This window comes from Cellulosimicrobium cellulans, assembly GCF_042723955.1.
Taxonomy (GTDB): Bacteria; Actinomycetota; Actinomycetes; order Actinomycetales; family Cellulomonadaceae; genus Cellulosimicrobium; species Cellulosimicrobium cellulans_H.
Window position 1 is genome coordinate 1 of the sequence record NZ_JBHXIC010000111.1, and the last position, 12,478, is coordinate 12,478.

At 73.4% G+C, this 12,478-nt stretch carries 14 protein-coding genes; 7 read left to right on the forward strand and 7 right to left on the reverse strand.

Translation table 11 applies throughout. The features are described from left to right. Positions 1-49: 49 nt before the first annotated feature. The 3 genes from ACFWH7_RS19175 to ACFWH7_RS19185 form a co-directional block, all read right to left on the reverse strand. Entirely contained in the window at positions 50-499 is a 450-nt protein-coding gene (locus tag ACFWH7_RS19175; protein ID WP_141390443.1) for a hypothetical protein, read from the reverse strand. A 79-nt stretch (positions 500-578) separates the two neighbouring features. Further along, positions 579-1,511, reverse strand: coding sequence for an aldo/keto reductase (locus tag ACFWH7_RS19180; protein ID WP_378218960.1), 933 nt, complete (start codon positions 1,509-1,511; stop codon positions 579-581). Positions 1,512-1,551: 40 nt separating this feature from the next. Beyond that, complete coding sequence (locus ACFWH7_RS19185; protein ID WP_141390446.1) at positions 1,552-2,412, reverse strand: aldo/keto reductase; 861 nt, start codon at positions 2,410-2,412, stop codon at positions 1,552-1,554. A gap of 143 nt (positions 2,413-2,555) precedes the next feature. Between ACFWH7_RS19185 and ACFWH7_RS19190 the strand changes: the two genes are divergently transcribed. The 5 genes from ACFWH7_RS19190 to ACFWH7_RS19210 all read left to right on the forward strand — a co-directional run bounded on the left by ACFWH7_RS19190 (position 2,556) and on the right by ACFWH7_RS19210 (position 6,668). Next, positions 2,556-3,509 (forward strand): LysR family transcriptional regulator, encoded by a 954-nt coding sequence (locus ACFWH7_RS19190; protein ID WP_378218962.1) that lies wholly within the window; start codon positions 2,556-2,558, stop codon positions 3,507-3,509. Then, positions 3,506-4,792 (forward strand): MFS transporter, encoded by a 1,287-nt coding sequence (locus ACFWH7_RS19195; protein WP_378218964.1) that lies wholly within the window; start codon positions 3,506-3,508, stop codon positions 4,790-4,792. The genes ACFWH7_RS19190 and ACFWH7_RS19195 overlap by 4 nt, the downstream gene beginning before the upstream one ends. Positions 4,793-4,801: 9 nt before the next feature. Continuing rightward, positions 4,802-5,053 carry a hypothetical protein gene (locus tag ACFWH7_RS19200; RefSeq protein ID WP_141390450.1) on the forward strand — a complete coding sequence of 84 codons (252 nt, stop codon included), beginning with the start codon at positions 4,802-4,804 and terminating at the stop codon, positions 5,051-5,053. A 104-nt stretch (positions 5,054-5,157) separates the two neighbouring features. Further along, positions 5,158-5,751, forward strand: coding sequence for a carboxymuconolactone decarboxylase family protein (locus tag ACFWH7_RS19205; protein WP_378218967.1), 594 nt, complete (start codon positions 5,158-5,160; stop codon positions 5,749-5,751). Next, positions 5,748-6,668 (forward strand): RNA polymerase sigma-70 factor, encoded by a 921-nt coding sequence (locus ACFWH7_RS19210; RefSeq protein ID WP_378218969.1) that lies wholly within the window; start codon positions 5,748-5,750, stop codon positions 6,666-6,668. The genes ACFWH7_RS19205 and ACFWH7_RS19210 overlap by 4 nt, the downstream gene beginning before the upstream one ends. Here ACFWH7_RS19210 and ACFWH7_RS19215 read toward each other — a convergent pair. Further along, positions 6,655-6,873, reverse strand: a complete 219-nt coding sequence (locus ACFWH7_RS19215) for an SCO4848 family membrane protein (RefSeq protein ID WP_378218971.1) — start codon at positions 6,871-6,873, stop codon at positions 6,655-6,657. The genes ACFWH7_RS19210 and ACFWH7_RS19215 overlap by 14 nt on opposite strands. Before the next feature lie 170 nt (positions 6,874-7,043). Here ACFWH7_RS19215 and ACFWH7_RS19220 point away from each other — a divergent pair, with 170 nt between their 5' ends. Beyond that, positions 7,044-7,874 carry a siderophore-interacting protein gene (locus ACFWH7_RS19220; RefSeq protein WP_378218973.1) on the forward strand — a complete coding sequence of 277 codons (831 nt, stop codon included), beginning with the start codon at positions 7,044-7,046 and terminating at the stop codon, positions 7,872-7,874. A gap of 54 nt (positions 7,875-7,928) precedes the next feature. Here ACFWH7_RS19220 and ACFWH7_RS19225 read toward each other — a convergent pair whose 3' ends face one another. Both ACFWH7_RS19225 and ACFWH7_RS19230 read right to left on the reverse strand, forming a co-directional pair. Then, the gene (locus tag ACFWH7_RS19225) at positions 7,929-9,038 is read right to left on the reverse strand and encodes a fatty acid desaturase family protein (RefSeq protein WP_378218975.1); all 1,110 of its coding nucleotides are present in this window, start codon (positions 9,036-9,038) and stop codon (positions 7,929-7,931) included. Between the two features lie 152 nt (positions 9,039-9,190). Then, entirely contained in the window at positions 9,191-10,144 is a 954-nt protein-coding gene (locus ACFWH7_RS19230) for a helix-turn-helix domain-containing protein (protein ID WP_378218977.1), read from the reverse strand. 90 nt (positions 10,145-10,234) lie between these two features. Between ACFWH7_RS19230 and ACFWH7_RS19235 the strand changes: the two genes are divergently transcribed. After that, a complete protein-coding gene (locus ACFWH7_RS19235; RefSeq protein WP_378218979.1) occupies positions 10,235-10,633 on the forward strand; it encodes a hypothetical protein in 399 nt (132 codons plus the stop codon). Between the two features lie 79 nt (positions 10,634-10,712). Here the strand turns inward: ACFWH7_RS19235 and mqo are convergent, their stop codons facing one another. Further along, complete coding sequence (mqo, locus tag ACFWH7_RS19240; protein ID WP_378218981.1) at positions 10,713-12,233, reverse strand: malate dehydrogenase (quinone); 1,521 nt, start codon at positions 12,231-12,233, stop codon at positions 10,713-10,715. Positions 12,234-12,478: the final 245 nt, after the last annotated feature.

Here is a 12,478-nt window from a genome sequence, read left to right on the forward strand (position 1 = left end):
CTTTACATACCTCTCTCTCCGCCGGTGTCGTGCGTGGGGGGAGACCCGGTCAGCCGCAGTCGTCGCAGATGCCCGTCGCGGGCAGCACCGTGAAGCACGTGGGGCACACGGCCGGCGGCTTCTCGGGCTCGGACGCGCGCGGCGTCGACGTGCGCCGCGGGGTACGGGGTGCGGTCGCGGCCTTCGCCGCGGTCCGACGTGCGGGCGCCGGCGCCACGGGCGCGGCGCCCGGCACGTCGAAGCCGCGCTTGCGCAGCAGGTCCGCGACGGTCACGGGGCTGTTGCGGAACTCCTCGGCCGTCGCGACGCGGCCGGTCGCGTACCGGTGCGCGACGCCGAGGATCGCCTGGGCGTCGTACGCGCGGTCCTCGTGGAGAAGAGGGGTGCCGGGGGCCGCGGTGAACCCGTAGACCCCGAGGAACGCGTCCCGGCCCCGGTCGTCCCAGTCCGCGATCGCCTGGAGGATGTGCTGCCGGGTCACTGCCGAGAAGGTCGCCACGGCACGAGCCTAGACCGCCGTACAGGGCGTCCCGGACGGCCCGTGCGTGACCTTCGGCACGGGCCGCCCGGCGCAGCCGTCAGGGGACGGTGTAGCCCGCGGCACGGAACAGCTCGTACCACTCCGCGCGCGTGAGCGGCACGTCCGATCCGAGGGCCGCGCCCGCGACGCGCTCCGGGTTCGTGGTGCCGAGCACGACCTGCATCCGTGCCGGGTGCCGCGTGATCCAGGCGGTGGCGATCGCGATGGGCGGGACGCCGTAGCGGTCGGCGAGACGGTCGATCACGGCGTTGAGCTCGGGGTACTTCTCCGACCCCAGGAAGACGCCGGTGAAGAACCCCGCCTGGAACGGCGACCACGCCTGGACCGTGATGTCGTGCAGGCGGCAGTAGTCGAGCGTCCCGTTGTCGCGGGCGACGGACTGGTCGAGGTTCTGCATGTTCGCCGTGACGCCGTGCGCGACGATCGGCGCGTGCGTGATCGAGAGCTGGAGCTGGTTCGCGACGATCGGCTGGTCGACGTACCGGCGCAGGAGCTCGATCTGGCCCGGCGTGTGGTTGGACACCCCGAACGCGCGCACCTTGCCCGCCGCGTGCAGGTCGGAGAACGCGCGTGCGACCTCCTCCGGCTCGACGAGGGCGTCGGGGCGGTGCAGCAGGAGGATGTCGAGGTAGTCCGTTCGCAGCGCGTCGAGCGAGCCCTCGACGGACGCGACGAGGTGCTCGTAGGAGAAGTCGAAGTACGGGCCCTCGCGCACGATGCCGGCCTTGGACTGGATGACCCACTCACCGCGCTCGGCGGGGGAGAGGTCGAGGGCCTCGGCGAACCGGCGCTCGCAGCCGTGGAGGTCGGCGCCGTAGACGTCGGCGTGGTCGAGGAACGTGATCCCCGCGTCGCGCGCGGTGCGCACGAGCGTGCGGACCTCGTCGTCGGTCTTCTCCTGGATGCGCATGAGGCCGAGCACGACGTTCGGGACGACGAGGTCGGTGCCGGGAAGGGTGAAGGTCTTCATCGGTGGAGCTCCTTCGTGGGGTGGGTCGTCGGCGAGGGCGTCACGCGGCGGACAGCCGCGCGACCTCCTCCGCGGTCAGGGTGAGGTCGGCCGCGCCGGCCGAGTCGAGGATCGAGGTGGGTCGCGACGCTCCGGGGATGGGGACGACGACGGGCGCGAGCGCGAGCTCCCAGGCGAGCGTCACCTGGTAGACGCTCACGTCGTGGGCGGTCGCGACGTCCTGGAAGACGGCGTGCCGCGCCCCGAGCTCGGCGGCGCCCGCGATGCCGCCCAGCGGGCTCCACGGCAGGAACGCGATCCCGAGGGCCGCGCAGTGCTCGAGCTCGCCCTGGCTCGAGCGGAACCGCGGCGAGAACTGGTTCTGCACCGACGCGAGCCGGCCGCCGAGGATCTCGTGCGCGAGGTCGATCTGCGCGACGTCGGCGTTGGAGATGCCGGCCTGCTGGATCACGCCCTCGTCGAGCAGCTCGACGAGCGCGCCGATCGAGTCGGCGTAGGGGACCGCGGGGTCGGGGCGGTGGAACTGGTAGAGGCCGATCGCGTCGACACCGAGCCGGAGCGCCGACTCCTTCGCGGCCTGCTTGAGGTACGTGGGGTCACCGTTCTGCGTCCACGTGCCGTCGCCGGGGCGCAGGTGACCGCCCTTCGTGGCGACGAGGACGGCGCTCGTGTCTCCGCCGTACGAGCGCAGCGCGCGGGCGATCAGCTCCTCGTTGTGGCCGACCTCGTGCGCGTGCAGGTGGTAGGCGTCGGCCGTGTCGATCAGGGTGACGCCCGCGTCGAGCGCGGCGTGGATCGTCGCGACGGACCGGGCCTCGTCCGGGCGGCCCTCGATCGACATCGGCATGCCGCCGAGGCCGATCGCGGAGACCGTCCGGGTTCCGAGCGTGCGCTGCTGCATGGTGCTCCCTCACGGGTCGGGGAATGGCGGGGGTGTCGCCGGGGGCTCGCGGGCGGGGCCGGTCCGGACGTGTCGAGCGTAGGAAGCGATAACCTAGAAGTCCAACGACTAGCGGTTGTCATTTATAGAAGAGTGAGTGATTAATGGATCTGCGTCAGATGGAGTACCTCGTCGCGCTCGCCGACGAGCGGCAGTTCACGCGCGCCGCGCAGCTCGTCGGCGTCTCGCAGTCGGGGCTCTCCGCCGCGGTACGGAGCCTGGAGGAGGAGCTCGGCGCGAGCCTGTTCACGCGCACGACCCGCCGTGTCGAGCCCACCGAGGCCGGCCTGGCGCTGCTGCCGCACGCACGGTCCATGCTCGCCCAGGCCGCGGCCGGTCGCGACGCGGTCGTCCGGGCGACGCGCGCCCTGTCCGGCTCGCTGCGCGTCGGCTCGGAGCAGTGCCTCGGGGTCCTCGACGTCACGGCGCTGCTCGAGCGCTTCCATCGCCGCTACCCGCAGGTCGAGATCCAGTTCGCGCAGGCCGGCTCCCACGACCTCCTCGCGCGCGTGCGCGAGGGCGACCTCGACGTCGCGTTCGTCGCCACCACCGAGCACCTGGGGTCGTTGTCGCAGACCGTGCTGGGCAGCGAGCCGCTCGTGCTCGTGTGCGCGCCGGAGCACCCGCTCGCCACGCGCGGTCGCGTCGACTGGTCCGACCTCTCGGGCCAGGAGTTCGTCGACTTCGACCCGTCGTGGGGCGCGCGTCCCGTCAACGACGCCACGTGCGCCGCGCACGGCGTGCACCGCCGCGTGCGGTGCTCGGTCAACGACGTGCACACGCTGCTCGAGCTCGTCGACCGGGGTCTCGGGATCGCGCTCGTCCCGCGCCACGTCGCGGCGAAGCCCCAGGCGGCGCGCCTCGTCACGCTCGCGCTGCCCGAGGGCGGCGCGCCGAGCTGGGTCGTCTCCGTCGTGACCGGACGGTGGGACAGCGGGGCCCCGGCGGCGCCCCAGCTCCTCGAGCTCCTCGCCGACGCGCCCGCGTGCCGGGGCGTCGAGGTCGCGCGACCCGACGGCGAGCGGCCGGGCGTCGAGGTCGTGGCGGAGGTGCGGTGACCGCCCCCGCGGGCACCGACGCGCCGCTCTTCCCGCTCCGCAGCGTCGTCCTCGGCGCGTTCGTCCCGACGCTCGTCTTCGAGATCGGCATCGGCGCGATGCTGCCCGTCGTCGCGGTCACCGCGACCGGGCGCGGGGCGAGCCTCACGGTCGCGGGCCTCGTCGCCGCGCTCGTCCCGATCGGCAAGATCCTGTTCGACCTCCCGGCCGGGGCGCTCGCGCAGCGGGTCGGTGACCGGGCGGCCATGCTGCTCGCGGGCGGTGTCGCCGTCGGCGCGTTCGCGACGATCGCGCTCAGCCCGAACCTCGGGGGACTGGCGGCGGGCGTCCTCGCCCTGGGGGCGTCGACCGCCGTCTTCAACCTCGCCCGCCAGGCCTACCTCACGGAGATCACGCCGCCCCTGCGGCGGGCGCGCGTCCTGTCCACGCTCGCCGGAGTGCACCGCATCGGGCTGTTCCTCGGCCCGTTCGCGGGGGCCGCCGTCATCGCGGCGACGGACGTGCGCGGCGCCTACTGGCTCGGCGCCGTGGCCGCGCTGGCCGCGGTGGCGGTGCTCGCCGTCGTGCGCCCGGAGCCGACGGCGCAGGGCGAGCCGGGCCGCGGGCGGACGCGCGCTCTCGGACCCGCGGCGGGACCGCGGGTGACCATCGCCGGCGTGGCACGCGAGCACCGGCGCCTCTTCGCGACGCTCGGCGTCGCGATCCTCCTCGTGAGCGCCGTACGCGGGGCGCGCCAGACCGTCATCCCGCTCTGGGGCGAGCACCTCGGGCTGGACGCGGAGGTGACGTCGCTGGTCTTCGGCGTCTCCGGCGCGCTCGACATGCTGCTGTTCTACCCGGCGGGCAAGGGCATGGACCGGTTCGGGCGCCTGTGGGTCGCGGTGCCGTCGATGCTCACCATGGCCGCCGGGCTCTCGCTCCTGCCGTTCGCCCACACGGTGGGCGCGGTGACCGTCGTCGCGGCGCTGCTCGGGATCGGCAACGGGATGGGGTCGGGCATCGTCATGACGCTGGGGGCCGACGTCGCACCCGCAGCGGTGCGCCCGACCTTCCTCAGCGTGTGGCGGCTCTTCCAGGACACGGGCGACGCGCTCGGGCCCCTCGTGCTGTCGGCCGGAGCCGCCCTGGGGTCGCTCGCGGCGGGGGTCTGGGCGACGTCGGTGCTCGGCGCGGCGTCCGCGGCGGCCCTCGCGCGCTGGGTGCCCCGCTACTCGCCGCTCGCGAACCTCGTGCGACCGCGAGCGGGGCAAAAGGTCGTGCGGGTCCCGTCCGACGCGCCCTAGCGTGGCGGGATGGCGAGCGACCGTACCCTTCCCGACCCGTTCCCCGACCCGTTCGACCATCAGGTGACCCAGGACGGTCGCGTCCGGGTCGCGCGCGGCGGGCGCGTCGTCGTCACCGTCGCGGGGACCGCGGCCGACCGGCTCGTCACGGCCCTGGAGCGGGCCGAGGCGCGCGACGACGAGGGCGAGGTCCAGCTCCTGCTCGCCCGGGCGACGGGGAACTACCGGCGCGGCAACGAGAAGCGCGCCCACCGGCCGTGACGCAGGTCACGTGCGGGCATGTCACGCGCGGCCCGTCGCGGGCGTCTGGATGGTCGACCCGCGCTCGACCGGCGCACCGCGCCGGCTGACGGAAGGAGACCCTCGTGGCCCGCATCTCGCTCGACCCGCCCCGGACCCCGCTCAACCGGACGCTCGCCACGCTCTCGCGGCGCCGGTACGGCGCCGTGCTCGAGCCGCTCGCCGCCGTCGGGCACAACCCGCGCGTCGCGACGACGTACTGCCTCCTCGAGGCGGGCGTCGCGCGCTGGCGGACGCTCGACCCGACGCTCTCGGCGCTCGCGGTCATGGCGACCGCGGTGCAGATCGGCTGCTCGTGGTGCGTCGACTTCGGCTACTGGGAGTCGGAGCACGGCGACGTCGACCCCCGCAAGCTCCACGACGTGCCTGCGTGGCGCGAGAGCGACGCGTACACCGCCCTCGAACGGCGCGTGCTCGAGTACGCCGAGGCGGCCACCGCGACGCCGCCGACGGTGACGGACGAGCTCGCGGCCGCGCTGGTCGACGACCTGGGCGAGCCCGCGTTCGTCGAGCTCACCGCGGTCGTCGCGCTGGAGAACCTGCGCAGCCGGATCAACGCGGCCCTCGGCCTGTCCAGCCAGGGCTTCAGCGACCGGTGCGAGGTCCCGCTCGCCGGCGGGCTGCGCGCGGCAGGCACGGCTGGCAGGCTGGCCGGGTGAGCGACCGCGCAGAGCACCGGCCGCCCGACGGCGTCGCGGACTCTCGCGGACCCGGCCCGGCCCTCGCGCCGTACGCCGCGCACCGCCGGCTCCTCTTCACGGTCGCGTACGAGATGACGGGCTCCGCCGCGGACGCCGAGGACGTGGTCCAGGAGGCGTGGCTGCGCTGGTCGTCGGCGGACCGGTCCGGCGTCCTGGACCCGCGCGCGTACCTCGTGCGCGTCACGACCCGGCTCGCGCTCGACCGGTTGCGCACGCTGCGGAGGCGCCGTGAGACGTACGTGGGGTCGTGGCTGCCCGACCCGCTCCTCACGACGCCGGACGCCGCGCTGGAGGTCGAGCGTGCGGAGGACGTGTCGATGGCGCTGCTCGTCGTGCTGGAGACGCTGAGCCCACTCGAGCGCGCCGTGTTCGTGCTGCGCGAGGTGTTCGACGTCCCCTACGAGGAGATCGCCGACGGCCTCGACCGCTCGCCCGAGGCCGTGCGCCAGACCGCGCACCGCGCGCGCGAGCACGTGCGGGCGCGGCGCCCGCGGTTCATCCCGCCCGACGACGCGCAGCGCGCCGCCGTCGAGCGGTTCATGGCCGCGTGCGCGACGGGCGACACGGCCGCGCTCGTCGAGATCCTCGCGCCGGACGTCGTCGTGGTGAGCGACGGCGGCGGCAAGGCGCGCGCGGCCCTGCGGCCCGTGACAGGAGCGGACAAGGTGGCACGGATGCTCGTGGGTCTCTCGGCGAAGCCCGAGACGACGGCGATGGCCTTCGAGCCCGCGCTCGTCAACGGTGCCCTGGGCGGCGTGTGGACCGTCGACGGAGAACCCGTCATGGCCGCGACCGTCGAGTACGACGGCGAGCGCGTCGTGCGCGTCCTGCTCTTCCGGAACCCGGAGCGGATGGCCGGGCTCAGACGAGCGTGAGGATGCCCAGCACCCCGATCGCGAGGGCCAGGGCGAGCGAGACCGCGATGAGCACGACGTGCACCGTGAGGAAGCGCGTCACACGCCCGTCGGCGTCGCGCGCGCGAGGGTCCTTGGCGATGCGCTGGAGGAAGCGGGGCCAGATGAGCAGGTTCCACGCGGCCGTGACGAGCAGGACGACGGACCAGACGACAGGGAGTTCCACGCCCCGAGCATGACACCGGCCACCGGTGCCCTGGTACGGGGACGGGCGTGCGGCGTGTGGGATCGACCACATCGACGCGGGCGTCAAGTGAGGCTAGCCTTTCCTACGGTCCCGCGCCCGCGGGGCCGTCGCCCGCCCGGCATGCCGGGCCGCACCCCGAGGAGCCACCGGTGGCCACCTTCAAGACGGTCAAGCCCGCCGACGCCCATGTCGTCACGCTGAGCGTCGTCGGGAGCAAGCGGGTGAGCCCCAACATCGTGCGGGTCACGCTCGGTGGCGACGACATGGAGCTCTTCACGCCGATGGGCTTCGACCAGTGGTTCCGGCTCTTCCTGACCCGCGACGACCAGGACTCCCTGCGCCTGCCGACGCGCACCTCGGGCATGTGGTACGTCCAGTACCTCGCGACGCCCAAGGCGCGTCGGCCCTGGGTCCGCAACTACACGGTGCGCGCCGCTCGGCCCGACCTGCGCGAGATCGACGTCGACTTCGTCGTCCACGGCGACGCCGGCCCCGCGTCGTCGTTCGCGCTCTCCGCGCAGCCGGGGGACCGCGTCGGTCTGCTCGACCAGGGGATCGGCTACAACCCGAGCGTCCCGCACGACTGGACGCTCGTCGTCGCCGACGAGACCGGGCTGCCCGCCGTGGCAGGTATCTGCGAGTCGCTGCCCGACGACGCACGCGGCCTCGCGATCGTCGAGATCCCCGAGGCGGCGGACGCGCAGGACTTCCGCGTGCCGGCGGGCGTCGAGCTCCGCTGGGTCGTGCGCGAGGATGCGGCGCCCGCGGGCACCGACCCGCACGATCTCCTGCCCGGCGCGCTGGCGCTCGAGGCCGTGCGGTCGGCCGACCTGCCGTCCGGGCCCGTCTACGCGTACGCGGTGGGGGAGTCGACGCTCGCGACCGGGGTGCGCCGCCACCTCGTCAACGACCGTGGCGTGCCCAAGACGCACGTCGACTTCGTCGGGTACTGGCGGCACGGGCACGCGGCGTCGGCCTGACCCGGGCGCGCGCCGTCGGGCCCGGCGGTCCCCGGCGGCGCGCCTCGGCGCCGGTCAGACCTTGCGGAGCTGCCGGAACATCGGGCAGTCGAACGGGTCGCGCGCGGAGAGCCCGACGCGGTTGAGGTACCGCACGACGATGCCGTAGGACTGCACGAGGCTCGTCTCCGTGTAGGGCAGGCCGAGGTTCGCGCAGTGCTCGCGCACGATCTCGCGCGCCCGCGCGAGGTGGGGCCGCGGCATGCTCGGGAACAGGTGGTGCTCGATCTGGAAGTTGAGCCCACCCATGAGGATGTTCATCCACCAGCCGCCGCGGATGTTGCGCGACGTGAGGACCTGCTTCGAGAGGAAGTCGATCTTCGTGTTCTCGGGGATGATCGCCATGCCCTTGTGGTTGGGCGCGAACGACGCCCCCATGTAGACGCCGAACACGGCGAGCTGCACGCCGAGGAACGCGAAGGCCATGCCGAGCGGCAGGAACCAGAAGATCGCGCCCACGTAGAGCGACAGGCGCAGCGTGAGGATCACGAGCTCGACGACCCGGGCCCGGAGGTTGCCGCGCGTCCGGCCGCCCGCGAGGAGCGAGCGGTACGCCTGGACGTGCAGGTTGAGGCCCTCGAGCGTGAGCAGCGGGAAGAAGAGCCAGCCCTGGTAGCGGTTGATCACGGAGCGGAAGCCCTTCGCGGCGGCGGCGTCCTCGTCGAGGAAGACGACGACGTCCGGGGCGATGTCCGGGTCCTTGCCGCGCTGGTTGGGGTTCGCGTGGTGGCGCGTGTGCTTGTTCATCCACCACGAGTGGCTGATCCCCACGACGCCGTTCGCGAGGATGCGACCCAGGCGGTCGTTCGCCGGGCCGGACGCGAAGACCTGGCGGTGCGACGCCTCGTGGGCGACGAACGCGAACTGCGTGAAGATCAGGCCGAGCGCCCCGGCGATCAGGAGCTGGAACCACGAGTTGCCGAGAAGGACGAACCCGGCGACGGCGCCGCCGAGCGCGAGCGTCAGGACGGCGAGGGTCCACAGGTAGTAGCCGTGCGTGCGGTGGAGCAGTCCGGCGTCGCGCACGGTGCGCGACAGCGCGCTGTAGGTGCTGGTCACGGCGCCCGGCTCGTCGGTGCGGGGGCGGGTGGCCCGGAAGCCCGGGCGCACTGCGGCAGAGGTCATGTGTCCTCGCAGGGGTGTCGGTGTCGACTTCCCAGCCGCGGAGGTGAGCGGGTGCTCGTGGTGCAGATGCCCCTCACCCTACGGGACCGTAGGTTGCACGCGCGAGGGGGGCGGGTGAAGGAGTCGCGAAGGAGCGACCCACGCCGTCGAGGTCAGGCGGCGAAGCGGAAGGTCTGGCGGTACTCCGTCGGCGTGATGCCGACGGCGCGACGGAAGTGGTGGCGCAGGAGCGCTGCGGAGCTGAACCCGCAGCGCCGCGCGACCTCCTCGAGGTCGAGCGTCGACTCCTCCAGCAGCGACTGCGCGTGCCCCACGCGCTGCGACGTGAGCCACGCGAGCGGCGTCGTCCCGGTCTGGGCGACGAACGAGCGCGCGAACGTGCGCTCCGACGTGTGGGCGCGCCGCGCCAGGTCCCGCACCGTGAGCGGCTCGTCGAGGTGCTCGGTCATCCACTCCAGCAGCTCGGCGAACGAGTCTTCCTCGCACTCGGGGACCGGGCGCTCGATGAACTGCCGCTGCCCGCCCTCGCGCTGGGGCGGCACGACCATCCGCCGCGCGATCGTGTTCGCGACCTTCGCCCCGAGCTCGCGCCGCACGAGGTGCAGGCACGCGTCGATCCCCGCGGCGGTCCCGGCGCTCGTGACGAGGTTGCCGTCGTCGACGAACAGCACGTCCGGGTCGATGTCCAGGCCCGGGTAGAGGCGGCGCAGCTCGTCGGCGTGCATCCAGTGCGTCGTGACGCGGCGCCCCTCGATCACGCCGGCCGCGGCGAGGAGGAAGACGCCCGAGCACACGCTGAGCAGCAGCGCGCCGCGGTCCGACGCGCGCCGCACGGCGTCCAGCACCTCGGGCGGGTAGTGCGAGCCGATGCGGATCGCCGGGACGACGAGGAGGTCGACGTCGTCCGTCGCGTCGAGCCCGTGCTCGGGCACCACCTGCGCGCCGACGGACGTCCGGACGGGCGACCCGGCCACCGGTCCGCACACGCGGAAGTCGAACGACGGGACGCCGTCCTCGCTGCGGTCGAGGCCGAAGACCTCGCACACGACGCCGAACTCGAACGGGGCCAGGCCGTCGCACACGACGGCCGCGACGGAACGCACCATGCGCGGCACGCTACGCCCGTGGCGGGATCTTGTCGAGAGGTGTCGGTCCTGCCACTCGTCGCACCGCGCGTGCGACGGCAGGGTGGAGGCATGGACATCTTCTGGGGTGTGGTGGTTCTTCTCCTCGTCGTCGGCCCGACCGTCGCGGCGCTCGCGGTGCGGCGTGACGACCCCGCGCGGCCGTGGTTCCCCGCGGGGTCCGACGGCGCGTGGCCGGGCGGTGGCGCCTGGGGCGACCGGACGGTCCACGGCGAGCGCTGGGACCGCGACGCGCAGCGTCTCGACGCCGACCTGCGGGCTGCGGCCTCGCGCCCGGACGTGCAGGGCGGGCATGTCGACCCGCACGAGGTCGCCGCCGAGCTCGTGCTGCGGCGCGTCGTCCCGAACCCCGACGTGCGGGACGGCGTCCGCGGACTCCCGCCGGCTCCCGCGACGCACGCCGAGCCGGCACCGTCCCGGGCGGGGCGGCGCGTGCGGCTCCCGCGCTGACCGGCTCGCGCAGAGACGCACGACGGCCCGGACCTCGTGGAGGTCCGGGCCGTCGCGGGGGAGGGGCGTCAGATCGTGGTCAGGCGCGCGAGCCGACCGCGTCGACGTCCGCGCCGCCCGTGAGCTGGTCGAGGCCCTCGAGCTCCTCGGCCTCCCACGGCGCCTGGCCGAGGCTCGGGATCATCGTCGCGAGCTCGGGGCGCCACTTGGTGAAGCGTGCGGGGAAGCAGCGCTCGAGCAGGTCGATCATCGCGGGGACCGCGGTCGAGGCGCCCGGGGAGGCGCCGAGCAGGCCCGCGATGGAGCCGTCGCCCGCGGCGATGACCTCGGTGCCGAACTCGAGGACGCCCTTGCCGTCCTTGTCCTTCTTGATCACCTGGACGCGCTGGCCCGCGGTGATGGTCTCCCAGTCCTTGGGGTGCGCCGTCGGCATGAAGCCCTGGAGCGCCGTGAACTTGGTCTCCGGGCTCGCGAGGAGCTGGCCGACCAGGTACTGGGTGAGGTCGAGGTTCTTCAGGCCCGCGCCCATCATCGAGCCGAGGTTGTGCAGGCGCAGCGACGTGAACAGCCCGAGGTACTTGCCCTTCTTGAGGTACTTGGGGCTGAACCCTGCGTACGGGCCGAACATCAGGTAGGTCTTGCCCTCGACGACGCGCGTGTCCAGGTGCGGGACGGACATGGGCGGCGAGCCGACGTCGGCCTTGCCGTACACCTTGGCCTGGTGCTGCGCGACGAGCTCGGGGCTGTCGGTGCGCAGGAACTCGCCGCTGATCGGGAAGCCGCCGTAGCCCTTGGCCTCGGGGATGCCCGCGGCCTGGAGCAGCGGCAGGGCGCCGCCGCCGGCGCCGACGAACACGAATCGCGCCTCGACGGTCGAGCGGCGCTTCGGGGCGTTCCACGAGCGGTCCTTGACCGTCAGGCGCCAGCGGCCGTCCTTCGTCTTCTTGAGGTTCTTCACCTCGTGCTCGAGGTAGAGCTGCGTGCCCTGCGCGACGAGGTAGTCGACGAGCTGCTGCGTGAGGGCGCCGAAGTCGACGTCCGTGCCGCTCGTCGCGCGCGTCGCCGCGACCGGCTCGTCGCCGTCGCGCTCCGCGACGAGGAGCGGCGCCCACTCGGCGATCACGGCGGGGTCGTCGCTGAACTCGAGCTCGCTGAACAGCGGGTGCTGGCGCAGCGTCTCGAACCGGCGGCGCAGGTAGTCGACGTTCTCCGCGCCGCGCACGAACGTCATGTGCGGCGTGCGGGAGATGAAGCTCGCGGGCTGCGGGAGGGCGCCCGTCGTGAGCAGGTGGTGCCAGAACTCGCGCGACACCTCGAACTGCTCGTTGATCTTCACCGCCTTGGTGATGTCGATCGAGCCGTCCGCCTTCTCCGGCGTGTAGTTCAGCTCGCACAGGGCGGCATGACCCGTCCCGGCGTTGTTCCACGGGTTCGACGACTCCTGCGCCACGGCGTCCAGACGCTCGTAGATGCGCACGGTCCAGGAGGGTTCCAGGACCTTGAGGAGAGCTCCCAGCGTGGCACTCATGATGCCACCGCCGATGAGGGCTACGTCGATCTGGTCTGCGCTGCTTGCGGGGTTGCTCGCTCGACTCGACACGCTCCGATTCTACGCTTGTGAAAGAGTGCACTAACTGTGCGGTGCGTCACGGGCGTGCGTCACACTTTCCCGGGACGAACGTCCCGAGCCGTGCAGGCCGGACGTCTCGCCCCCTGCGGCAGAGCGCCCACCGCCGCGGGAGAGCCGTGGTCGCGCGAGGTAGAACCGTGGTTTGCCGGGGTAGAACCGTGGTTCTTGTGCTCGACGGCGGTCTGGTCGCCTTGGGTGGGCGGGGTGGGTGGTGG